This is a genomic window from Microcoleus sp. AT3-D2 (assembly GCF_036705715.1).
Taxonomy (GTDB): Bacteria; Cyanobacteriota; Cyanobacteriia; order Cyanobacteriales; family Microcoleaceae; genus Microcoleus.
In genome coordinates, this window is sequence record NZ_JAUBVE010000030.1 from 15,548 (window position 1) to 40,941 (window position 25,394).

The following is a 25,394-nucleotide window of genomic DNA, read 5'->3' on the forward strand; positions in this document are numbered from 1 at the left end:
GTTAATTGTTTCGGATAATTTAGCGATCGCCCACTGCATCGCACAAATGTCTATCCTCCTCTTTCACATCGGCATTCGTTCGCAAATAATCCCGCACCCAGTCGCAACCAAAAGCCAGGGGGTCTGTATTGAGAATTCGCTTCACATTCCACAAAATCGCCGTTTGGTCGAGGCTGGCCGAGACAAGGAAAGTGCCGTCGGGACTAAAGGAACTTTCTCTCACCGCACCTGTATGCCCCGTGAGCGTCGTCAGCAAGATGCCGTTAGAGTTCCAGAGTTTCACCGTATTATCAAGACTTGCCGTAGCAATGATTTCACCATCCGGGCTAAAGGACACTCCCGGCACTCCCTGTGCGTGACCTTTAAGCGTTCTCCGTAGCTGTGAAGAGTGGGGAACCGAGGTGCCTTGAAGAGTCGAAGAGAAATCTAATTTCCAGAGTTTGACGGTGGCATCCGTACTGGCTGAGGCTAGAGTCTTGCCATCTGGACTGAAACTGACCCCCAGAGTCATAGCCTGATGGGCGCGGATCGCCTGCAACAAAGTGCCATCGGGCTTCCAAATCGCGATCGCGCCGCTGCTATTGACGGCGGCTAGAGCTTCTCCATCAGGGCTAAAGGCTACGTCCCAGAAGGAGCTGCCATCTAGCTTGAGAGTTCTCAGCAAAGTGCCGTCTGGCTGCCAGAGTTTCACCGTGCCGTCTAAGCTTGCGGAGGCAAGAATTTTACCGTCAGGACTCCAAGTAATTCCGTAAACGACTCCGTTGTGTGCCTTGATTTCTCTCAGGAATCTGCCACCCTTGTGCCAGAGTTTCACTGTTTTTTCGCCCCCCACGGCAATGAGTTTACTGTCAGGACTGAATGCCACAGACCAATGCACTCCTTTGCCCTCCTTAAGCGTCTTGTGCAACGTACCATCGACGCTCCAAAGTTTCACCGTGCCGTCTGTACTTGCAGTGGCGACGATTTTTCCGTCAGGAGCGAAAGCAGCAGCATAAACAGCGCCCTCATGACCTTGCAGGGGCAAGAAAAAAATGTTTTTCGGCTGCCAAAGTTTGACATCATTTCCTATACCCAGCGAAGCAATGAAAGTGCCGTCAGGACTGAACTCGATATCCCACACGCCACCGGTATGTCCTCTAAAAGTTCTCAGCTCTTTACCGTCTTTGCTCCAAAATTTGATGGTTCGATCGTCGCTCGCTGTGGCGATAATCTCACCGTCAGGACTAAAATCTATAGCCTGAACGCCAGAGGCGTGACCCTTAAGGGTTCGCAGGGGAGGCACTTGCCTTGGCGGATTAAGAGACATCAGCAAAGTGCCTGGGTGTAACTCTTCGTCTGGCCCAGCATTGGAGCGCCAAAGTTTAACAGTTTTATCCATGCTGGCGGAGGCAAATATCTCGCCGTCAGGACTGAACTCGACCTCCCATATCGCAGCGCTATGCCCTTGAAACGTTCTCCGTAACTTTACCGAGGCCCATTCTGGGCCGTCTTTTTTCCACAATCGGATCGTACCCTCGGCACTTCCGCTAACGAGCATTTCCCCATCGGGGCTAAAGCTAAGGCTGCGAACTGCATCGGTGCGATCGAGAATGGTTAATAAAATGCCGTTTTTGTCCCAGAGTTTAACGGTGTTATTCTCACCGGATGCGGCTAAAATCTCGCCATCTGGGCTGAAGGCCACACCGTTAAACTCGGTACTGTGTCCCTCAAGGGTGTGTAGGAGTTTGGGGTTCTGCCAAGAAATTCCCTGTTGCTGCCAAACTTTAACTGTGCCATCTCCACTGGCACAAGCGAGGAGTTTACTGTCGGGGCTAAAAACCATCCTCCATACCATACCGTTGTTGGCAAAAGTCCCTTGCAGAGTGCCGTCTCGCTTCCAGAGCTTGACCGTGTTATCCATACTTGATGAGGCAATTGTCTCAGAGTCGGGGCTGACTGCTAATCTATACAGTGTCGCCTGATGTCCTGAAAAGCGGTTGAACTCCGAAGCTCCATAAACTGCCTGCTCTAGTAATAATTGCACGCGATTTTCTAGTTCGGGATTTGCCCCACCGAGTTGTTGCAGTTTGCGCTTGGCTGTGATGGCGGCAATGAGGCTGTCTAATTTTTGCTCTAAGGTGAAGAGGGCTTCGGAGGAGGTGGCGATCGCTTCTACCTCACTCAATGTAGCTCGACGATATTGCCAAAAAGCTGCTGTTCCGAGAAACAGGGCGATCGCTAATGCTAAAGAGAGTGCAGCAATAAACCACTTTTGCCGTCTGGCATTTTTTTCGACTTCTTTTAACCTTTCTGCTTCTAAGGTCAGTTGCATTTCTTGCTTGTCGAGTTCGGCGCTAGCTGCTAAAAACTGATAGTCTAAATCGCTCAAACTTTTTCCCTGCATCCAGAGTTGAGCATCTTTTAAGGATTGTCTCCTCAAAAGGCGCGAATCATCTGTTTGTTTGGAAGCGCTCCAAGCATCGAAAGATTGGGAGTAAGGACGCAGTTGCCCTAATTTTTTTTCTATCCATTCTATATTAAATACTTCTTGATAAATTCTGTTTTTTACCTGCAAGCAGCCTTCATTTTTTACCACTAAACCCGATAGCAATAGTTCGATTTGTTCTCGGCTGTCATCGGTTGGTACTTCCACACTTTGCAAGACTTGCTGGTAAATGCTGAGCAATCTTCCGGCGCGTTGTTCGTCACGGAGGATGCGATCGCCTATCGTTTTTAAATGCTCCGGTTCGTCCAGGGATTCCCATTTATTGATGATCTGCGATCGCACCAAACTATCCATCCAAAATGCCTCTGTTCCAGGGGGAATATTTACTAATCCTCCCGCCGTTTCTAGGCTGGATCTATACGCCAAATAGCAAATTTTATGGGTGAGAAATGGCTGTCCTGAAGTCCAAGCTAATATTTGTTTGAGAACGGCATGAGGATTACTGACGGCACTCTCTAATCCTTTAACTAATTGTTGGGATTCGTGCAGTTCAAAACCCCGCAAATCTATAGCATGACCGATATTAAAAGGAGTTCGCTTTTTGTCGGCAATTAAATCGCTTGGCGTCGCGACTCCAAAAATTGCAAAAGTAATGCGGTTATACTCTGGATTAATCGCTCGCTGATTGTAGCAAAACCGAATTAAGGCAAAAAAATCATCGACAGCGAAATCCAAACTGAGAATGCTATCGATTTCATCGATGAATATAAAGATGCGCTCTTCCGGAAATTGAACCAGTAGGATATCTTCTATAAAATGACTCAATCTTTGCAAAAATGAGACCTCTTCTTCGTCGCGCCACCAGGTTTTTAAATTAACTTTTTCTAACAAAATGAAGCTGCGCCACAAATCCCCAACAATTCCTTTATACCATTGTAAGGGAGTGATATTTTCGCTACCGATGCGGGTCATGTCGATCGTGCTGCATTGAAAACCTTCTGCTTGCAGTCGGTGCTGGGTACGGACTAAGAGAGAAGATTTGCCCATTTGCCGGGAGTTAAGCACGTAACAAAATTCGCCAGCTTTTAAGGCTTCATAAAGTTCGGAATCTGCTTGCCGGACTACGTATGTAGGCGCATCACTGGCGAGACTGCCACCAATTTGGTATGTTACCTGGGTCATGCGGTTTATGGGTGGGTTTAAAGCTGAGTATGTAGGGAATTTATTTAGAGGTAAGGATGTGGTGCTGGAGCTGTATTATAATATAAGTTATGATAAACTATGCTAAATTATGGTTGATTTATCCCTTTTTTTTAGTGCACGTAGGCGGACTTTGTTTGTATAGCAGCGATTTCTAAGCGCCAGAAAACGTCGAGTTTTAAAGGGGGATATTGGATTACGCAAAAAAACTGTAAAGCCGGCTCTAAATAAAGTTGTGCGAACCAAAATAGATGCGGTACAACTCACAGCTTAGCGTACAGCGGTTGTTATCGATATGAATCAGCCCTATACTAAATAATTTAGAAGCCACTATCGGATCTAATTCCACTCCGTGTTCCGATTTTACTACTTGTTTAAGTGCAACCGCCAATTCGAGATACTCTTGCAATGTTGCCCAAAAACTCCGCAAGTAATCTTTATAAATTCCCGCTATTGTCGGAGCTTCTTGTAGTAGCTGATCTAGTGTTACACTGTTGTGACAGAGGTGGTAAAAAGCGAGCCGCACCAGATAAGGATGTCCCCCCACCATTGCCATCAGTCGATCGGCATCGGAACCCTCTGTCCAATCCAGTCCGTGACGCTGAGCTAAAGCAAGTATCTGCTCTTCTGTAAAATAGGGCAATTGCAGCGGTAAACCGACATTAAAAGGCGATTCAGTGAGCTTTAAAGGAATATAAATTTCTGTGGAGTGAAGAACGATTAATCGCAGTTTTCCCAAAGTTTCAATCCGCTTTGCTTCTTCATGCCAGCTTCGCAGCAGCGGCAAAAATTCTCTGGCAATTTTTGGATACTCAAAAATTATATTTACTTCATTTAACGCTAACACAATAGGGGTACTTATTTGTGCTAATATATATTGTTGCAAATAGATGGTGCAGCTTACTTTGCTACCCATGTCTTCATCCCAATAATCCTCTAATAGAGGTGGTAATTCTAGGTTACGGCTGATGTTGGCACAAAACCAGCGTAAAAATTTATCGATATTGGCTAAGACAGCTTCCTCGGCTTGCTGAAAATCTAAACTTACAGTTCGATAGTCAAGAGAAGTCGCGCGATCTAAAATCCGTAGGAGAAGGGAGCTTTTTCCCATCTTCCTGGGAGCTTTAATCCGCAGAACACTTCCTGGCTTGGTAATCTCTCGATAGGCGAGTTCTTCAATTAGCGGGTGAGGGATATAAAATGGCGAACCGAGGGGCACGGGAGAGCCGGGAAATTCTAAAGGTGTTGCGAGGCATTGGCTGCGGGTGAAGGATTCAATTAATTCTCGTTCCTCTGCGGTCAGGGAACGTGATTCTACACAAGAGCGAAAATTTGATTTGCTAATAGATGTCTGCAAGATTTGAGAGAGAGATTGCCACAAGGATGAGGCGATGTTTCTCAGGTAATGCTCTCCGTAATGAGAGGCAGATGCGATACTTGTATAAGTCTTTCCTTCCCAAACTTGGCGGAGTATGATTTCTTGTACTGGGTATAAATCTTTTTGTAATCGCACACGAGTTAGCTGTAGTACCTCATCTATCGTCATAACTGGCAATAACCATATAAGTGTATCGTTGATATTATCACTTATGATTGAGTGTAAAGCTCAGATCGATCGCCTATTGGATTGCGACACGCTCCTGTCGCGACATTTTGCAGGGGGTAATTGGTCAAATCGGTTAAATATCCCCGAAGACTATCACTGTCAATAATCAAGAATTCCCTCGCGGGGTGGGGGCGAGTGTATTTAACCTGCCTGCACTCTTCAAGGGTACAAGAGTGAACCCACCTCTACAGGCTTTGGAGAATGGTTCTCTTCGTTAAGTGAAATCCTTGAAATGCGTTAAATCTGGTAATTTCCCCGTTGCCTGACGGATCGCAGAGTGCTATAACCTAATTTCAATGGGCGCTGGCGATCCTACTGGAAAGGAATCTGTGCTCAGTTTTTCTTTATCGTTGGCCAAAATGTCATGCCGGTGTCACAGTTGGTAGTGAAGGCAGAATTAAAAATGTGACAGTTGACTTTGCTAAAGCTGAGTCGATTGATGTTAAGTTAATTAACATTAGTTTCAGATCGCTGCATTTACTCATCACAAGCGTTAAGTCCAAAAGCATAATTCTTATTTTTGTGCTAGCAGGTTTTTTTATTTCCATGTAATCCTGTCTTAAAAACTTTAGCAAATAACCTAGTTGATTTAATGCAAATGATTCATGAAATCTTTCCTAATTATTTTATTCCTCACGGTCATTGCTACTTGTGGAAGCCTGGATTAGTGGGGCTGCACATTTTGTCCGATGGTTTGATTGCCGTGGCTTATTTTTTGATACCCATCACGCTGATTTATATTGTTAATAAGCGGAAAGACGTGCCTTTTGACTGGGTTTTCATGCTGTTTGGCTCTTTTATTGTCTGCTGCGGGATTACCCATATTATGGAAATATGGACGCTGTGGCATCCTAATTATTGGTTCTCTGGTTTTCTTAAAGCGATTACGGCGCTGATTTCGCTAAGTACAGCAGCAGTGCTGGTGGAACTAATCCCAAAAATCTTGGCTATTCCCAGTCCAGATCAATTGGCGGTGGCAAATGTAGCTTTACAAAATGAGATTGGCGATCGCAAACAAGCTCAAGAAGCACTCTCGGAATTAATGCTAGAATTGGAAAAACGCGTGATGGAGAGGACGATCGCTTTAGAATCCACTAATGAACTTTTGCTACAGGAAAATCGCGATCGCTCTTTGGCGGAAAATTCATTGCGGCACTCGGAAGCTAAACTGCTAGAACAAACTCAGCATTTAGAGAACGCTCTGCAACAACTTAAAGGCGCTCAAACTCAACTCGTGCAAACTGAAAAAATGTCGTCTTTGGGGCAAATGGTAGCTGGGGTTGCCCACGAAATCAATAACCCTGTTAACTTCATTTATGGCAATTTGATTCCTGCGGAGGAATACATTAAAGAGCTTGTAGAATTGATTAAGGCTTATCAAGTTTATTACCCCACTCCGGCGCCGGAAATTGCAGACAAGATTCGCACTATCGAACTCGATTTTATTTTAAAAGACCTGCAAAAACTTTTTGGTTCGATCAAAATTGGAGCAGAGCGAATTAGGGAAATTGTTAAATCTTTACGGACTTTCTCGCGGTTAGACGAAGCCGACATGAAAAAGGTAAATATCCATGAAGGTATCGATAGCACTTTAATGATTTTGCAGCACCGCTTGAAAGAACAACCAAACCGTCCGCCTATCCAAGTGATTAAAGAGTATGGAGATGTGCCAAAATTGGAATGCTACGCTGGGCAGCTTAACCAAGTATTTATGAATATTTGTTCTAATGCTATTGATGCTTTAGAACAGATTGTACAGGAGGGATATTCGACCAACGGCTATTGGGAAAATAATTTATCTGACCACTTACAAAACGCCTATTGCCCACTGCTAAAAATTCGCATCCGCACCCTTTTAGTTGATGACAAGTGGGTGCAGATTCACATTGCTGATAATGGCACTGGCATAGATTATGATGCGATCGCTAAAATTTACGATCCATTTTATACAACGAAACCTATCGGTGCTGGTACCGGGCTGGGTTTGGCAATTGCTTATCAGATTATTCAAGCCCATGAAGGTTATTTGCGCTGTACTTCCGAGGTGGGGAGAGGTACGGAGTTTATCATTGAAATTCCTTTGCGATCGCAATTTGGCGATCGCCCCCTACTCCAAAAGCAAGCTGTTATGAACAAGCTGGGTTTAGGCGTTAATAAATAATTCTGAATCCAGCTACCATTTTCGGTTTATTTTATTTTTTGCCTAACTTAGGTATCATCAAATCCATATTATCTGCCAACAACAAGTATTATGTGGGAAGCACTCAAAAATATCTTTTCCCCGACTCAGTATATGCCTCACGGTCATTGCTATCTTTGGCAAACGCCTTTAGTGTGGCTGCACGTAACTGGGGACTTTTTAATCGCGATCGCCTACTATTCAATTCCGGCGATGCTAATTTATTTTATCTTCAAGCGGCGCGATGTTCCTTTTTTAGGAATATTTGCTTTATTTGGTGCATTTATTATTCTGTGTGGGACGGGTCACTTGCTAGACATTTGGACGTTGTGGCATTCCGCTTATTGGCTGTCGGGGATTGAAAAAGGAATTACTGCACTGGTTTCCTGCTTCACCGCCGCCTCAATGGTAACACTATTGCCCCAGTTTTTGTCTTTAAAAACACCCCAAGAATTAGAGGCCATAAATCGCAAGTTGCAGACTGAGATTGGGGTGCGTGAAGATGCTGAATTAGCGTTGCGCCACGCTTATGATGATTTAGAAATTAAAGTCCAAGAGCGCACCGCACAGTTAACAGAAATTAATGGTTATTTAGAAGCAGAAATAAGAGAAAAAGTAGCCGCTGAATCCGCTTTGCGTGAACGAGAAAGTAGGTTAACAGAACAACAAAATGGTTTGCTCGAATTAGCAAAAAATTCTAGTATCTACGAGGGAAATATCAGCGAGGCGTTGAGAGAGATTACGCAAATGGCAACTCGTACCCTGAATATCGATCGGGCAAGTATTTGGTTTTATCAGGAAAATAAATCCGCACTGTGCTGTGCGGATATTTACGAACTGACTCCCAATCAACACAGCGCCGGTGGAGAAAGGAAAGTTGCTGACTATCCTAGCTATTTCCAAGCTTTGAAGACAGAACAGGCGATCGCAGCAGTTGATGCCAAAACTGATCCGCGCACCCGAGAATTTAGCGAATCTTATTTGACGCCTTTAAACATCTCGTCGATGCTAGATGTTCCTATTACCCATAAAGGGCAAATTGCGGGTGTAATTTGTTTAGAACATCAGGGAACGACCAGGAATTGGACGCTGGACGAACAAAGCTTCGCTAGCTATGTGGCGCAGATCGCAGCTTTAGCAATGGAAGCTCGCGATCGCAAGCAAGCCGAGCTAAACTTGCGTTCTGTCACCGAACGCTTGCAATATTTGCTGGCGACTACTCCGGCGGTGATTTTTAGCTGCAAATTAGGGGAAAATTATGACGTAACATTTGTCAGCGATAATATTGTTTCAATGATTGGTTACGAATCCCGAAATTTTCTTGATGGTTCCCTTGATTGGCATAGCTTGGTTCATCCAGAAGATCGAGAGATTGTTGATACTTCATACGCTCAGATATTGGAAAAAGAATCGATTTCCTACGAATACCGCGAACGGCACAAAGACGGTAGTTATCGCTGGATATACGATGAGGTTAAGTTAGTCAAAGATGCTGCTGGTATACCTGTGGAGTGTGTTGGTTATGGAGTAGATGTTACGGCTCGCAAACAGGCGGAAATAGCCTTGCAGCAACAAGTAAAAAGGGAGCGGCTAGTGAATTCCATTCAAGAGCGAATTCGTTCCTCTCTTAACCTAGAAGAAGTGCTGACTATGGCTGTGGAAGAAGTCCGCCAGTTTTTGTCAACTGATAGAACAGTTATTTACCGCTTTAATCCAGATTGGAGTGGATTTATAGCCGTAGAGTCGGTATCCGTCGGTACGATGCCGATTTTGGGAATTGACATTAATGACCCTTGTTTTCGACAACGCTACGTCTCTGTTTACGAGCAGGGACACATTCGTGCGATCGACAATATTTATACAGCAGGTATTTCAGAGTGCCACGTTAATTTACTGAGCGAGTTGGAAATTAAAGCTAACCTCGTCGTTCCCCTTTTGCAAGGTGAAAAACTATGGGGGCTACTCATTGCTCATCACTGCCGCAGTCAAAGGCATTGGGACTCTTCTGAGATAGAATCTCTCAAGCAAATTTCCGTGCAGCTAGCAATTGCTATCCAGCAATGCACCCTTTTTGAACAAGCTCAAACAGAAATTGCCGATCGCAAATTAGCAGAAACAGCATTACAAAAAGCTGTCGTAGCTGCTGATACAGCTAACCGCGCCAAGAGCGAATTCCTTTCTTCTATGAGCCACGAATTGCGGACTCCCCTAAATGCCATTCTCGGATTTAGTCAGGTGATGGTGCGCGATTCATCTCTCAACAATCAACACCAGCAGCACCTAGAAATTATTAATCGCGCGGGTGAACACTTGCTTGCGCTAATTAATGACATTTTGGAAATGTCCAAAATTGAAGCGGGTCGAAGTCAGCTTAATGAAAGCAGTTTTAATTTAATGCGCTTGCTAAAAACCTTAGAAGAAATGTTTCGATTAAAAGCTAAATCTAAGAAATTGCAGCTAAATTTGGAAGTGGGTGACCGTGTACCACACTTTGTTACTGCAGATGAAGGTAAATTGCGCCAAATTTTGATTAATCTTGTAGGAAATGCGATCAAGTTTACAGAGAGGGGTAGCGTTACTTTGCGAGTGAAAAAGAAGGTAGAAGAAAGTTTGGGGGCTGAAAATGCAGAGTTTTCGGACACACAAACAAAACTTGCCGACGCGGGTTGTGAACATTCCGAAAGCTTAGCGGTTGAAACCACAGCTATACCAAAAAGAACCGGATGGTGCACTGGTTTTAATCAGTCCGAAAGCTTAGGAAACTGTGATTGTGTAGACGCGAATGACCTTCGCCCGGAATTGTTACGCCTTCAGTTTGAAATTGAAGATACTGGCCTTGGCATTGCCGCAGAAGAGATGAATAAGTTATTTGAACCATTTGAGCAAACAAAAACAGGTCAAAAGTCTCAGCAGGGGACTGGATTAGGTTTACCAATTAGCCGCAAATTTGTACAAATGATGGGAGGAGATATTACTGTCAGCAGTAAACCTGAGTTGGGAAGTAAGTTTACATTTGATATTCAAATCAGCCTTGCCACTCCAAGCGAAATTAAAATCCTTAAACCGCAGAAAAAAGTAATTAGTTTAGCACCGAATCAACCAGAATACCGGATTTTGGTTGTTGACGATCGCGCCGATAACTGCCTAGTCATAGAGAGATTATTGTCACCACTAGGCATCCTCGTGCGAGAAGCTAGAGATGGTGAAGAAGCTATTTCTGTATGGGAGGATTGGCAACCGCACCTGATCTGGATGGATATGCAGATGCCTGTCATGGATGGCTATGAAGCCACCAGACAAATTAAAGCTCATCCTCTCGGAAAACAAACTATAATAGTTGCTCTTACTGCTAGCGCTTTTGAAGAGGAACGACAAACTATTTTAGGAGCCGGCTGCGATGATTTCATGCGTAAACCCTTCGATGCAAAGATATTATTTGCGAAAATGGAAGAACTTTTAGGAGTGCGCTATATTTACGAGGAATCAGTTGATGCAAAACTAGAAAATGAAAGCGAAATTAGCGAAGTGACTAGCAATCAATCTGTCGAGTCACAACTCAGTCAAATGCCTCTTGAGTGGGTAGAAAAGATATCTCATGCTGCTCATGAATGTTGCGACGATAAAATTGTCAAGTTGATTGAGGAAATGCCGAGCGAGTTTGCCTTGGCTGCAGAATATTTAACTACTTTGGTGCAGGATTTCCTATTTGACGACATTATAGATATAGCGCAGTCAGCAGTTGCGATGACCTGAAAATACCAGTTTTCAACTAATCTAAACTTGGGAGGCTATTTCATTTAAAAAAGACCTAACATTAAGCCGCAATAGCGTCTCCTTGTAATCTTTTTTTAGGAGAGACAATCGGAATTTATACTGTTTCGTTTTTTTGATGTAAACTTCTTAAGTATTAATATCTTTTATCTTGACAAACTACCGTGAGCGATCGCATGGACAGCCATCAATATCCTACAATTCAAGCCAACATTTTAGTAGTTGATGATAAGCCCGATAATGTGCGGCTTTTATCTACAATCTTGACCGAACAAGGGTATCAGGTTCGTAAAGCGCTGAACGGGCAAAGGGCTATCGCTACAGTGCAAGAGTTTCCGCCGACTCTAATTTTGCTGGACGTGATGATGCCAGACATGAATGGATATGAGGTATGCGCAAAGTTGAAAGCTTCACCAAAAACCAGTTCCATTCCCGTGATTTTTTTAAGCGCCTTAGATGACGTTTTAGATAAGGTGAAAGCCTTTGATGTGGGAGCAGTTGACTATATTACTAAACCTTTTCATGGTAAAGAAGTATTGGCACGAGTGGCAAATCAGTTAACTATTCAAAGTCAACAACAGTTACTTCAAGAGCAAACGAAGCAATTCCAAGAACTTGTCGAACGTTTGCAAAATGAAATTAGAGATCGGCAGGGGGTAGAGGTAGCTTTACGGCTTGCTCAAACAAAGTCGGATCATTTATTGCTGAATATTTTACCAGCAGCGATTGTTGAAAATTTAAAAAAGGGCGAGGGTTCTCCTGCCCAGAGGTTTGATTCAGCAACAGTTCTTTTTGCCGATATTGTCGATTTTACGTCTATTGCTGCTAGAATGTTACCTCTAGAATTGGTAAATGTACTGAACCAAATTTTTTCAAGATTTGACCAACTAACTGAAAAACACGGTTTGGAAAAAATTAAAACAATTGGAGATGCTTATATGGTAGCGGGGGGGTTGCCTGTGCCGAGGGCAGATCATGTAGAAGCGATCGCAAATATGGCTTTGGATATGCAGGAAGCGATCGCTGATTTTCAAACTGACAGAGGCGAACCATTTCAAATTCGGATTGGCATTCATACAGGGCCAGTAGTTGCTGGCGTAATTGGCACTAAAAAATTTATCTATGACTTGTGGGGAGATACTGTTAATGTTGCTTCTCGGATGGAATGTCAAGGATTACCGGGATATATTCAAGTTACTACAGCTATTTACGAACTGTTAAAAGATCGGTATTTATTTGAGGAAAGAGGTGCGATCACGGTTAAAGGTAAAGGAGAGATGATCGCCTATTGGCTAAAGGGTACAAAAGATAATTCAGCGGGTGAAACTGATTATTGTCAAACGCAGTCCACTCCTAGCGAACTAATAGAGTACCCAAATACCCGAATTATTTAAGAAGTCGGGCATCTAACCTAGGAGCTATAGATGAACGTCGAGCTAATCATTAAAAAATGAAAATAATTTGCAGTTTGCAATTTGTATTTTCCCGGACGATTTCAATGCGATCGATAAATTCTCGAAAGTAAAACCTGCGTTCTGATTCTGATAAATCGAGCCAAAATTGCGGCAGGGAAACTGTTTGGGCAATTTCTCGCAAATTTACTGGGGGTAGTTGCGCCAATTTGTTTTGCAGTTCGGCAATTTCGGTGCGGATTTTGTATGCTCTAAACTCTGCCGTTTCCGTGTCTAATATGCCGCTGTCAATCAGGGCGGAAAGTTGCTCTATAATTTCTTGTTTCGAGGCGATCGCCCTGACAATTCCTGCTTTAATTCCACTCATATTCGGCATTTGCAACCCCGCAACAGCATCGGGTAAATCCCGACAAATACCGGCGATAGTTAATTGCAATACTTCATCGTAGGAAAGACCGCTACATTTAGGCTGTTTTGGACAGTTAATCGGTCGCAAATAAAGGTATTCTTTTTCTTTGCGGTAGGAGGTGACTTTGGCAACTGTCATGGGCGATTTGCATTCTGCACAAATTGCTAAACCTGCGAGGGAACGTGGGGCGCTAGCGCTGCGAGGAGAAAGGCAGCGGTTGCGGCGCAGCAATCTGTCTATTTGGGCGGCTTCTTCTCTGGAAATAATCGGGACGTGGGTGTTAGAAATTACTTGGCCGTTTTGATATTCCAAATCGCCTCGGTAGGCGGGATTTGTCAGCCAGCGGCGGCCGGTGCTTACAGAGATTTTTTTGTTGTATTTCTTGGCTAAATACCGCACGGAACCTCGCAAGGAACCGTAAATTAAAAAGTGTTCAAAAAAGTCTTTAACGGTGGGGGCGGTGGTTTTATCGATCGTATAACAATCTTTGCCGCGCCGGTACCCGTAAGGAGCCTTACCCGGTGGAATCCGGGATTTGATGCGGTTGCGCGCGTGTCCTTTGCGAATACTCCGGCTGTGTTGGCTGCGCTGGATTTCTGCGAGGATTTGCAGCAAGTTTTTGCGGTTTCGCGGTTCTGTTTCTGCTTGTACGATGATTTCGACGCCGAGGTTTTCGAGTTGGGCGAGGTGCGAACACACTTGCTGCAATGTGTCGCCGAGTTCTTCAAATCGCTGAATTAATAAGTATTTGACTGGTTCTGTTTGGCAGTCTTTGAGGAGTTGCTGAAGTTGCTGCCGCCCTCCTAAGTCTTGATAGGTGCGATCGACTTCTTGACCCCAAATTTCCGGTGCGGGTGCTGCTTCGAGTAGCGGTTCGGTGTAAGAATAAGCGATGATTTTCATCTGTTACTCGCTGAGTTCGATGATGTTGCCGTCGGGATCTTGGGTAAATAATGCCGATCGACCTGACGCGCTCATTTGGAACGGGCAATTGTGAGCGATTAACTGCTGTTTGGCTGCCTCTAAGTTAGCAACAGAAAATGCTAGATGTCGGTTGCGTCCCCATTTGGCATGGTCTACGGCATCTGGGATAATTGTTGCACCTAAAATTAGGTGGAGCTGGAAGTCGCCGATTTGATACCAGATTCCGGCAAATTTTAAGTTTCGATCGATTTTTTGCAGTTTTAGTACGGTGCTGTAAAAGTGTTGGGATTTTTCCAGGTTGGAGATGAGTATGGCGGCGTGGAGGGATTGGGTAATTTGCATTTTTGTTGGAATTTATTGTTTTATTTTAACCGCTGATGGAGGCAGATGAGCGCTGATGAACGCAGATTTTTTGATGTTGGTTGAGTTTTTGATATGATAACATTGTCCGTCGCTCTTAATATATCCATTATCAAGTCTTGTAACAAAAAACTGCCCGTTGGGAGTGTTTTTAACAATGGTTTCTCAAAAAAGTGCGATCGTCTCCAGATCGGGCAAATTCCGTCTCCGCAATGTCTTGGTAGTTCCCTTTGTTCTCCAAATTTTGGCGGCTGTTGGCTGCGTTGGCTATCTCTCTTACAGAAATGGAGAGCAGATAGTCAACGATATTGTTAGTCAGTTGCGGCAGGAAGTGAGTGCGAGAGTTTACGAACGTGTTCAAACCTATCTGGAAGCTCCGCCACTGGTGAATCAAATCAATCAGGATGCTGTACCTTTGGGGGTGTTGAACTTTGACAATTTGGAGCAAGCTAGACCATATTTTTGGAAACAAGTTCTGCAATTTAAGTCGATCGGTCACGCGGGAATTGCCAATGAAAAAGGTCAGTATCTGCGTGTGGGTTGGGTAAATCGGCTGGTTGGACTGGAACAACCTCAGCTTGCCCAGCAACTGATTCCGGGGGGTGGCGACTTGATATATTACAACCTTGACGAGAATGGAAACCCAACAACAATCGAAAAAAACACGCCCAATTATGATGTTCGCACGCGCCCTTTTTACACAGTAGCTGTTGAGAAGAAACAGGCAGCTTGGAGTAAAGTTTATATTAATTTTGGCTACGGTACGCTGCAAATTAATGCGAGTCTACCCTATTATGATGCCGAAGGGAAACTAATTGGCGTGCTGACTTGCCAGATGGGACTAGATCAAATTCGCCACTTCCTGCAAACCTTACGGGTGGGCAATTCCGGTCAAGTATTTATCATTGAACCCCAGGGGGAGTTAATAGCCACTTCGGTTAAAGAACAGCCTCTTGCGGTGGGAACAGGCAAAAATACAAAGCGGCTCAAAGCACAGGAAAGCAGCAACCCGCTGATGCGTCAAAGTGTGGTTTATCTACTCGATCGCTTCAAGCGTTTGGAAGACATAGATCAAACTGTTCAACTTGACTTTAAGCTGAACGGTGAGCGGCAATTTATCCAAGTTTCTCCACTAACTGATAAGTACGGTCTCAATTGGCTGAGTGTAGTAGTAGTTCCTGAAGCAGACTTTATGGCGCAAATTTATGCTAACACTCGCCACACCATTTTACTGTGTATTGTGGCTCTAATTGTCTCTGTTGGAGTGGGTATTTTCACCGCTAGCTGGATTACTCGCCCCCTGAACCAAATTGCTCAAGCTTCAGAATATCTAGCAGGTGGTGCTCTTAACCAGAACGTTGATTCCAGTCGGATTTGGGAAATTGAAACCTTAAGAAATTCCTTTAATAGCATGGCGAGACAGCAGCAAGAATCCTTTGAAACCCTAGAAGATAAAGTCAAAGAACGTACCTCTGAACTCGCCACAGCCACTAAACAAATTGCCGCTCTCAACCAGCGCCTGAAAGCGGAAAACCTCCGCATGAGCTCCGAGCTCGATATGCTCAAACAAATGCAGCAGTTGATTCTGCCAAAACCTGCTGAACTTGCAGCCATTGAAGATTTAGATATTGCCGGATTTATGGAGCCAGCCTCGGAAGTAGGCGGTGATTACTACGACGTACTTTGTACTAACGGGGTTGTCACGATTTGCATTGGTGATGTCACCGGACACGGATTAGAAAGTGGCATTTTGATGGTGATGACTCAAGCTGCGGTCCGCACTCTTCAGGAAATGCAAGAATCCAACCCGGTGCGTTTTTTAGATACCCTCAACCGCACTATTTATAAAAATGTCCAGCGCATGAACTCCGACAAAAATATGACACTAGCTTTGCTCAACTATGCGGATCGCACAATTAGTATCAGCGGTCAACATGAGGAAACTCTTGTGGTCAGGAAAGGCGGTCAAATCCAGCGGATAGACACCATGAATTTAGGATTTCCGCTGGGTTTAGATGAGGATATTTCCGATTGGATTAGCCATGTTTTAGTTGACTTAGAACCTGGGGACGGGGTGGTGCTTTATACTGACGGCATCCCCGAAGCTAGAAACATACACAAAAAATTTTACAGTATCGAAAGACTCTGTGAAGTGGTTTCTCAAAACTGGCATTTGAGCGCCGAACAAATTAAGGAAGCCGCCATCGATGATTTGCGAGACTTTATTGGAGAACAAAAGGTATTTGATGACATTACCTTGCTTGTTATCAAGAAAAAGGATTAAGTCCTGTCTGTTTTCCTTATTGCTTAATTCACCCATCACTGCTATTCTAAAAAAAGATACTTAGTATTATCGGCTGTGTTTGATATAAAAGATATATGAATAAAATTTTATAAAAGGCTCGCTATACCGCCTTAGTGATTAAACCTCTATTCTGCTCTATAAATTAATGACAAACAGCATCTTTCGACTACTGTCAATCTTCTTAACTATCGCAGTAATAACTCTATTTCCCGGAGTTGCTAATGCAGGTCTGATTTCCGTTCACAATTCTACGAACCAGCCAATTACTTGTGATGCTTCTGGTGGTATTCGCAACACAGTTAAGCAAAATATGCAGAGGATATTGCTCTCACCCGCCCAAACTATTGCACTCAACCCACAGGATTTCTCGACGCAAACGATCGCTCGCGTGGAGTGTACAGGATACAATGTTGACAATCTGAACGTCACCCCCAATAGTCCCGATCGCTATTTATCTTTCACCGGTCAAGCCCAGCAGACTTTATCGGTATTGTTGTACCCCTATTTACCGACAACACCAGAAGCAAATTTTCAGCCGATGGTACAGCGGATTGTCAATGAGTTTCAACAAAAAAATCCCCAGATTTTGCTCAATGCAGTAATGACTCAAGATTTAGAATATGACACTTATACCTACAGCAATTTGCCGAATCTTCTGGGTAAAAATGGATTTGATTTAGTTGAACTTGATACCTTAATGTTAGGTGATGCAGTCGATAACCATTTGATTCTTCCAGCTTCCCAAGCAATATCAACTTCCAAGTTTTGGCAAGTAGGTCTAGAAGCATCAACTTACAACAATCAACTCTACGGTTTTCCGACTTGGCTGTGCTCATATTTTTTATTCGGGCGAGACAGGGATATTTGGCAAGTTAAATCAGTGCCGGGACTAATTAATTATTTATCTCACAAACCACCCGTAAAACCGCGATTAATTGCAAATTTTAACAGTGACTGGAATGCGATCGGCTTTTATTTGGATGGCTATACAGACTTGTTTGGGTTTGATCACGTGACAGAAGCTTTGGAGAAACCGATCGATCCGCAGGTAATGAACAATTTAGTAGAAATATCTGCAGAATGTGCAGTCAATGGTACAAATGGCTGTGTCAACAACTACTATAATCAAGATCCCAACGCGGGATACCAGGACTTTTTAGCAGGGGCCAGCAGCTTTATTGGTTTTTCGGAAAATTCTTTTTATATCCGCTTGTCCGATACCCAAAAGCTACCTCTTTTTGCAACACCAGCTCCCTATGGCCCGGAACTTAAACCATTGGTTTTTGCTGATACTTTAGCTGTAAATTCTTCTCGATGTAACAATCAAGATTGTCAGGCTAATGCTGTCAAGTTTATCGACTACATGAGCAGCGTTGATACCAAACTTTGGATTGCTTTTAGCGAAGATTTAGATAGCGGTACGCCACCCCGGCGATCGCTACCAGCCATCAAAGCTTTCTACGACCAGCCGCGAGTCCAGCAAGACGAACTATATCCGCAATTCGCACCAGTAGTCAAGAACCCAAACGCAAATTTTCCTAACTCTATTTCGGACAATAAAAAAATAGCGATGTACCAAGAAATTTGTACGGAATTCAACCAACAGGAACCGGAATATCCCAAATGTGACTTTACCAGGCGATCGCTCCTACGAAGCAAGCGCTTCAAAGGTTTTTAACACAATGGCTGGGATGTGCGATGGTTAGCGATCGATATCATTGTTTTTTGGTCAAATCTTCCCTAAACCTTGCGGGCTGTAGTAAACTAATCACTAATGACCGCAAACTTTTTTATATTCCTTGAACTAAAAGCTTACTAGGATTTCGCAACCTGAGCGGTGGTAAGTACGTTCTGAATCGCTGAAACCATTGCCCCCCATTGCATCGATCCATCGATTTTTGCCTTCATCCTTCAACATTTGCTATAGCAACTATGACCCTAATATCAATTCCCGGCTACCGGGCGATCGAACAACTCTACTCGGGGCCCAGAACCTTCGTTTACCGAGGTTTTTCTGAATCCGACAATCAACCAGTCGTCATCAAACTGCTCAAATCTGAGTATCCCACTTTCAGCGAACTGGTGCAGTTTCGCAATCAGTACACCATTGCCAAAAATATTGAAAATTCCGGTATTGTCAAACACTTAAGTTTGGAAGTATACCGTAACGGTTTTGCGTTAGTGATGGAGGATTTTGGCGGAATTTCTCTAGCAGAATACATCACCACTGGTGCTTGGAATCTACAGGACAAAATTACCCATAGCCTAGAAAACTTTTTACAAATTGCCATTAAAATTTGTGGTTGTTTAGAAGCCATATATAACAGCAAAATTATTCACAAAGATATCAAACCCCAGAACATTATAATTAACCCTAAAACTCAAGAAGTTAAAATAATAGACTTTAGTATTTCCTCGCTTTTGCCTAGAGAAAATCCAGAAATTAAAAATCCTAATATCTTAGAAGGGACATTAGCTTATATGTCTCCCGAACAAACTGGAAGAATGAATCGTGGGATTGACTACCGCACCGATTTTTACTCGTTAGGAGTAACTTTTTACGAACTGTTGACAGGACAATTGCCATTCCAATCTAACGAGCCGATGGAATTGGTTCACTCTCACATTGCTCGCCAGCCAATTCACCCGATCGCCCTCAATCCGGCCATCCCCCAAGTATTGAATGACATAGTGCTCAAACTGATGGCGAAAACAGCCGAAGCACGCTATCAAACAGTTGGTGGCATCAAACACGATTTAGAAAAATGCTTAAAAGAATACTCAGATTATGGCACTATTCAACTGTTTGAATTAGGCAGCAGAGACATTTCCGAACGCTTTGTCATTCCCGAAAAACTTTACGGCAGAGAAACCGAAGTTTTGACCCTATTAGCAGCCTTCCACCGCGTCGCCTGTCCCCAGGAAAATTCCGCAGCCGCCGATTTGGAGGTTTCCCCTAGTAGCAGCCGAGAGCCTCAGAAACTCCCCCGTACAGCTACTACCGAAATCATGTTGGTAGCAGGCTTTTCCGGGATTGGCAAAACCGCTGTGGTTAACGAAGTTCACAAGCCAATCGTCCAGCAGCGGGGATACTTTATCAAAGGGAAATTCGACCAATTCAGGCGCGATATTCCCTTCTCAGCATGGGTGCAAGCTTTGCAAAGTTTCCTGCAGCAATTACTGACAGAAAGTGTTACTCAAGTTCAGCAGTGGCAAGCCCGAATCTTGTCCGCTTTAGGCGATAATGCTCAGGTCATTATTGATGTTATCCCAGAATTAGAACTGCTGATTGGTAAGCAACCTGCTGTCCAGGAATTAGAACCCAGTCCTGCACAAAATCGCTTCAATCTGTTATTTCAAAAGTTCATTCGTGTCTTTGCTACCAAAAATCACCCCTTAGTGATCTTCTTAGATGATTTGCAATGGGCAGATTCCGCATCTCTGAAACTAATGCAATTGTTGATCGGGGAATCAGAGGGTCAACATTTGCTGCTAATTGGCGCTTATCGAGATAATGAAGTTTCCAGCGTTCATCCATTAATGTTGACTTTATCAGAGATTCGCAATCTACCAAATCGCAGTATTGCTCGACCAGCCCCTATAATTAATCAAATTACTCTCGCGCCACTTTCAAAAATTGACTTAAATCGTCTAGTTGCTGATGCTTTAAGTTGTCCGCAGTATCGCTCGATTTCTTTAACCGAATTGATTTTCCAAAAAACTAAAGGCAATCCTTTTTTTAGCAATCAATTCCTCAAAAGGCTGCATGAAGATAAGTTAATCTATTTCGATCTTACCCCGTTGGATGGGGGAGAAAGGGGTGGTTGGCAGTGCGATATTACTAAAATTAGAGAATTGGCAGTCAGCGATGATGTCGTCGAATTTATGGCGAATCAATTGCAAAAATTGCCGCTAAATACTCAAAACATTTTAAAACTAGCTGCTTGTATTGGCAGTCAATTTGATTTAGAAACCTTAGCAGTTGTTTATGAAAAATCTCAAATAGACACTGCGGCTGATTTATGGAAAGCATTGCAAGAAGGTCTAATTTTACCGCAAAGTGAAGTTTACAAATTTTTTGCAGATGATGGGGAGTCTGCACCATTAGCTGTTGCCGATTGTCAATTGGCCAGTTACAAATTTTTGCACGATCGCGTTCAACAAGCTTCTTATTCTTTGATTCCCGATGATACCAAACAGTCAACTCACCTAAAAATTGGCAGATTGTTGTTGAGTAATACCCCAGAACATGAAAAAGAAGATCGGATATTTGATATTGTCAACCACTTGAATATTGGAGTGGAATTAATTGTTGATCGCACCGAAAGAAATCAACTAGCTTCCTTGAACTTAATTGCTGGTCGTAAAGCTAAAACTTCTACAGCTTATGCTGCTGCTGTGGATTATTTAACTATCGGCAGAAACCTGCTAGCAGATGATAGCTGGACAAATTTATACGGCTTGACGATCGATCTTTATGTAGAAGCGGTTGAAGCCGAATATTTGAATACCAATTTCAATTTGTCGCACCAACTTGCGGAAATAGTTCTATGTCGAGCGCACAATATCCTCGATCAATTCAGAGTTTACGAAGCGCAAATTCAGTCTTATATTGCTCAAAATCAGATGAAATCGGCAGTAGATACTGGATTGCAAGCTTTGGGAATCCTGGGTGTTTCTTTGGAAACAGAACTTCCCCCTACAGTAGAGATATCTGCCTTAGCTAATTTGCCCGAAATTAATGATGCTTATAAAATTGCTGCTTTGAGGATTTTATGTGCGATCGCTTCGGCTGCTTATCTAGCTAGTCCAGAACTTTACCCAGCCGTTGTGTTTACAATGGCACATATTTGTAGCAAATATGGGAACTCTGCACCGGCTAGTTATGCCTATGCTTGTTGCAGTTTAATCTGTGAAGTAATCGGAGAAATTGAATTAGGCTATCAATACGGCCAACTATCTTTGCAGGTATTAGATAAATTCCCATCGCAAGAATTTCACTCGAAAGTTGTGATGGTGTACAATGCTTGCGTGAGACATTGGAAAGAACCCAGTCGATCGAGCATACCGTCTTTGGTATCAGCAGTCCAAAGCGGTTTAGAAACTGGCGATATCGAGTATGCTTGCTATTCGGCTATGTATCTTTGCATCTACAGCTTTTTTAGCGGTGAAGACTTAAGCTCTGTAGATAAAAAATACGAGCAGTATCTCGAGCTAATGCTAAATTCCAAACAAGAATATCAGACTTATTATACTAAAATTTGGCGACAACTTACATTAAACTTACAAGGATTAGCTGAGGACAATTGTCGGTTAGTTGGGGAGAGTTTTAATGAAGATGAAATGTTGCCTGTTTTGCTGGCAGCAAATAATGTCTCTTCCATCTTTGGGGTTTATTTTGCTAAATTGGTTGTGAATTATTTGTTTGGCGATCTCGATCGGGCTGTGGAAAATGCCCAGCTAGCAGAACAATATGTCGCGGGTGTCGGCTCGTTGATGATGGTTCCCCAGTACAATTTTTACCATTCCCTCGCCCTCGTGGCACTGTATCCCCATGCTGATGCGATCGCTCAAGAACAATACTTGAACCAAGTTGCAGCCAATCAGGAAAAAATGCAAACTTGGGCATTCCACGCACCGATGAATTATCAGCACAAGTATGACTTAGTAGCCGCAGAAATAGCACGAGTATTGGGACACAGGCTCGAAGCAATGGATTTGTACGATCGCGCCATTGCTACGGCCAAAGAAAATCAATACCTCCAAGAAGAAGCACTCTTCAGCGAATTGGCCGCTAAATTCTACCTTGAATTAGGCAAAGATAAAATTGCCCGGGTCTATCTAACGGACGCTTACTACGCTTATGCTCGCTGGGGAGCTCAAGCAAAAATTCATGATTTAGAACAAAAATATCCCCAATTACTCAGCCACATTCTCGAACAAAAAACCAGTGTGTATGCGGGAGATACAATCGATCAAACTATAGTCGGAACCCTGACATCGACTGGCAATAATATTGGCAATATGCTGGATTTGGCAACAGTTATTAAAGCTTCTCAAGCCATATCTGGAGAAATAAACGTCGAGGAATTGCTATCAACTTTGATCCTAATTTTGACCCAAAATGCGGGAGCCTCAAAAGGCTCTATCATCTTAGAAAGAGTTGGCAAATTATCGATTGTTGCCAAATGCTTAGACGAGCGCTGCTATTTGCCCAATATTCCCCTTTCTCAAAGTCAAAATCTTCCCATCACTGCCATTAACTACGTCTGGCGTACCAGAGAAACCTTGGTAATTAATGATATTTCTACTGAAAATATCTTTGCGGCAGACCCGTACATTATTCAGCACCAACCTAAATCTGTATTGTGTACTCCCATAGTTAACCAAGGTAAAGCGATCGGCATTTTGTACTTAGAAAATAGTCTCACCCCAGGTGCATTTACTCCTGACAGATTGGAAGTCTTAAAAATTCTATCTTCCCAAGCAGCTATTTCGCTGGAGAATGCTCTGCTATATCAAACTCTAGAAGATAAAGTTGAAGAACGTACAGCCCAACTAGCCCAAGCGAATCAGGCAATTTCTGCCCTCAACCAACGCCTCAAAACCGAAAATTTGCGGATGAGTGCCGAACTCGATATTCTCAAACAAATGCAGCAGTTAATTCTGCCCAAACCTGCGGAATTAGCTGCAATTGCAGAGTTAGATATCGCTGGCTTTATGGAACCAGCGGATGAAGTTGGTGGCGATTACTACGACGTACTTTGTACTGACGGGGTGGTTACGCTCTGCATTGGTGATGTCACCGGACACGGACTAGAAAGCGGGATTTTGATGGTAATGACTCAAGCTGCTGTTCGCGCTTTGAAAGAAGTTCAAGAAATAGACCCGGTTCGCTTTTTAGATACCCTCAACCGCACTATTTATAAAAATATCCAGCGGATGAACTCGGACAAAAACCTGAGTCTAGCCCTCCTGAATTACGCAGACAGTAAAGTTAGTATTAGCGGTCAACACGAGGAAACTCTTGTAGTCAGAAGAGGCGGTAAAATTGAGCGTATTAATATGATGGATTTAGGATTTCCCATCGGCTTAGATGAGGATATTTCCGATTGGATTAGCCATGTTTTAGTTGACTTAGAGCCGGGGGACGGGGTGGTGCTTTATACTGACGGCATCCCCGAAGCTAGAAATAGGCATAAAAAATTCTACGGTATCGAAAGACTCTGTGAAGTGGTTTCTCAAAACTGGCATTTGAGCGCCGAACAAATCAAGGAAGCCACCATCGCTGATTTGCGAAAATTTATTGGAGACCAAAAGGTATTTGATGACATTACTTTGCTAGTATTGAAGCAACAGGGCAATATTGTGCATAATTTATGATTGACCGTCGTCAACCCGGTTTCTACGAGGGTCTTGGATTTAGTGACCAAGCATCGAAGCAGAAACAGGATTTCGAGTTCCACGTGTGTAAGTTCTAATATTTTACAGCGAGCGAGTCAAACAATTTTGCGCTTCCAGATTCGGAAGTATAAATTATGAAACCACAAATAAATTTAGCACCATCTAAATCTCCAGAAGAACTCTATAGCCAGCTACAGGAGTTGAGCGAAAAACTTGAGGAAGTAGAGGATGAAAAAAACAGCTATGAAACCTTAGTAGAAATTGTCACGCAACACTCCACGGATCTGGAAAACCAGATCCGTCATAAAAACCGAGAGATGCAGACTTACATCGAGCAGGTAAAAAAGGTTATAGATGCAGCTATTGCTGTAAAAAATAATAGCTTTCAACCCCAGATATTGTCAGATGTGGCAGCGCGCAGTGATGCACTGGGAGAACTGGCACAGGTATTTTCCCATATGGTGCAAACGGTGAAAGCGCGGGAACAAGAATTAGAGAAACTTTTGCAGGCTTACGGACGTTTCGTTCCCGATGAATTTCTCCAATTTCTCGGCAAGCAGAGCATGGTTGATTTCCAGCTTGGAGATCACGTGAGCAAAGAGATGGCAATTATGTTTTCCGATATGCGTTCGTTCACCACGATGGCGGAGCAAATGACTCCTCAAGAAAACTTTGACTTCATCAATAACTATTTACAGCAAATTAGTCCCGAAATTCGTAAGCACAACGGTTTTATTGTCAAGTATATAGGAGATGGAGTAATGGCAGTTTTTCCTGATGGCGTGGATGATGCTATTCAGGCAGGAATTGTGAAATTGGAGCAGTTGCAAAAATACAATCAAAGCCGTAAAATAAATGGGTATCTACCCCTGAAGATTGGCATTGGTATCCATGTGGGTGATACGATGGTTGGGATTATTGGAGACGCAAATCGGATGCAAGCAGATGCACTCTCCGATCATGTCAATCTCACCGCTCGTCTGGAAGGTTTGACTAAGTATTATGGCGTATCTTTATTAATTTCTGGAGATGTGGTACAACGTTTGAGTCAACCAGAAAAGTATCATATCCGTTTTTTGGATCGGGCTATTGTCAAAGGTAGACAAGAAGCCATTACAGTTTGTGAGGTGTTAGATGTTGAAGTAGAACCAGTACGATCGCTCAAAATTCAAACTTTGCCTATATTTGAGGAGGGACTCCAAGAATATTGTCAGGGAAATTTTGCTAAGGCCATAGTTTGTTTTGAACAGATAGTAGCCCTAAATCCAGATGACAAGCCCAGTCAACTTTACCTAAAACGCATCCAATCGCTGTTAGAAAATAGTATTCCCGCTAACTGGAATGGCGTGTGGAAATTCACCCAGAAGTGACATTAATACATCTATTGGAGGGATAAAAA

11 protein-coding genes are annotated in these 25,394 nt (G+C 43.3%); 7 read left to right on the top strand and 4 right to left on the bottom strand.

The annotated features are described in order from the left end of the window. Positions 1-19: 19 nt before the first annotated feature. Positions 20-3,607, bottom strand: a complete 3,588-nt coding sequence (locus tag QUB44_RS14780) for an AAA-like domain-containing protein (RefSeq protein ID WP_333368652.1) — start codon at positions 3,605-3,607, stop codon at positions 20-22. Positions 3,608-3,848: 241 nt separating this feature from the next. After that, positions 3,849-5,138, bottom strand: coding sequence for an AAA-like domain-containing protein (locus QUB44_RS14785; protein WP_333166808.1), 1,290 nt, complete (start codon positions 5,136-5,138; stop codon positions 3,849-3,851). A 685-nt stretch (positions 5,139-5,823) separates the two neighbouring features. On the opposite strand from QUB44_RS14785, the gene QUB44_RS14790 reads away from it, so the two are divergent. The 3 genes from QUB44_RS14790 to QUB44_RS14800 all read left to right on the top strand — a co-directional run bounded on the left by QUB44_RS14790 (position 5,824) and on the right by QUB44_RS14800 (position 12,575). Further along, positions 5,824-7,392 carry an ATP-binding protein gene (locus QUB44_RS14790; protein ID WP_333166807.1) on the top strand — a complete coding sequence of 523 codons (1,569 nt, stop codon included), beginning with the start codon at positions 5,824-5,826 and terminating at the stop codon, positions 7,390-7,392. A 90-nt stretch (positions 7,393-7,482) separates the two neighbouring features. After that, positions 7,483-11,163 (top strand): GAF domain-containing protein, encoded by a 3,681-nt coding sequence (locus QUB44_RS14795; protein WP_333368655.1) that lies wholly within the window; start codon positions 7,483-7,485, stop codon positions 11,161-11,163. Positions 11,164-11,357: 194 nt separating this feature from the next. Continuing rightward, positions 11,358-12,575: an adenylate/guanylate cyclase domain-containing protein gene (locus QUB44_RS14800; RefSeq protein ID WP_333368731.1), complete on the top strand. Its 1,218-nt coding sequence runs from the start codon at positions 11,358-11,360 to the stop codon at positions 12,573-12,575. Between the two features lie 49 nt (positions 12,576-12,624). Here QUB44_RS14800 and QUB44_RS14805 read toward each other — a convergent pair whose 3' ends face one another. Next, the gene (locus QUB44_RS14805; RefSeq protein ID WP_333368658.1) at positions 12,625-13,905 is read right to left on the bottom strand and encodes a recombinase family protein; all 1,281 of its coding nucleotides are present in this window, start codon (positions 13,903-13,905) and stop codon (positions 12,625-12,627) included. Positions 13,906-13,908: 3 nt separating this feature from the next. Continuing rightward, a complete protein-coding gene (locus tag QUB44_RS14810; protein ID WP_333368661.1) occupies positions 13,909-14,268 on the bottom strand; it encodes a VOC family protein in 360 nt (119 codons plus the stop codon). Between the two features lie 175 nt (positions 14,269-14,443). On the opposite strand from QUB44_RS14810, the gene QUB44_RS14815 reads away from it, so the two are divergent. From QUB44_RS14815 to QUB44_RS14830, 4 genes are all read left to right on the top strand, one after another. After that, positions 14,444-16,570 (top strand): SpoIIE family protein phosphatase, encoded by a 2,127-nt coding sequence (locus QUB44_RS14815; RefSeq protein WP_333368664.1) that lies wholly within the window; start codon positions 14,444-14,446, stop codon positions 16,568-16,570. 166 nt (positions 16,571-16,736) lie between these two features. Next, entirely contained in the window at positions 16,737-18,269 is a 1,533-nt protein-coding gene (locus QUB44_RS14820) for a hypothetical protein (RefSeq protein WP_333368667.1), read from the top strand. Positions 18,270-18,523: 254 nt separating this feature from the next. Further along, complete coding sequence (locus tag QUB44_RS14825) at positions 18,524-23,974, top strand: AAA family ATPase (protein WP_333368670.1); 5,451 nt, start codon at positions 18,524-18,526, stop codon at positions 23,972-23,974. A 155-nt stretch (positions 23,975-24,129) separates the two neighbouring features. Next, positions 24,130-25,365, top strand: a complete 1,236-nt coding sequence (locus tag QUB44_RS14830; protein WP_333368673.1) for an adenylate/guanylate cyclase domain-containing protein — start codon at positions 24,130-24,132, stop codon at positions 25,363-25,365. Positions 25,366-25,394: the final 29 nt, after the last annotated feature.

What these genes read in the sequence shown, in the direction of transcription:
- QUB44_RS14800 (WP_333368731.1), top strand. Translation starts at nt 11,358, where the DNA reads ATGGACAGCCATCAATATCCTACAATTCAAGCCAACATTTTAGTAGTT.
- QUB44_RS14805 (WP_333368658.1), bottom strand. Translation starts at nt 13,905, where the DNA reads ATGAAAATCATCGCTTATTCTTACACCGAACCGCTACTCGAAGCAGCA.
- QUB44_RS14820 (WP_333368667.1), top strand. Translation starts at nt 16,737, where the DNA reads ATGACAAACAGCATCTTTCGACTACTGTCAATCTTCTTAACTATCGCA.
- QUB44_RS14780 (WP_333368652.1), bottom strand. Translation starts at nt 3,607, where the DNA reads ATGACCCAGGTAACATACCAAATTGGTGGCAGTCTCGCCAGTGATGCG.
- QUB44_RS14830 (WP_333368673.1), top strand. Translation starts at nt 24,130, where the DNA reads ATGAAACCACAAATAAATTTAGCACCATCTAAATCTCCAGAAGAACTC.
- QUB44_RS14815 (WP_333368664.1), top strand. Translation starts at nt 14,444, where the DNA reads ATGGTTTCTCAAAAAAGTGCGATCGTCTCCAGATCGGGCAAATTCCGT.
- QUB44_RS14790 (WP_333166807.1), top strand. Translation starts at nt 5,824, where the DNA reads ATGCAAATGATTCATGAAATCTTTCCTAATTATTTTATTCCTCACGGT.
- QUB44_RS14810 (WP_333368661.1), bottom strand. Translation starts at nt 14,268, where the DNA reads ATGCAAATTACCCAATCCCTCCACGCCGCCATACTCATCTCCAACCTG.
- QUB44_RS14795 (WP_333368655.1), top strand. Translation starts at nt 7,483, where the DNA reads ATGTGGGAAGCACTCAAAAATATCTTTTCCCCGACTCAGTATATGCCT.
- QUB44_RS14825 (WP_333368670.1), top strand. Translation starts at nt 18,524, where the DNA reads ATGACCCTAATATCAATTCCCGGCTACCGGGCGATCGAACAACTCTAC.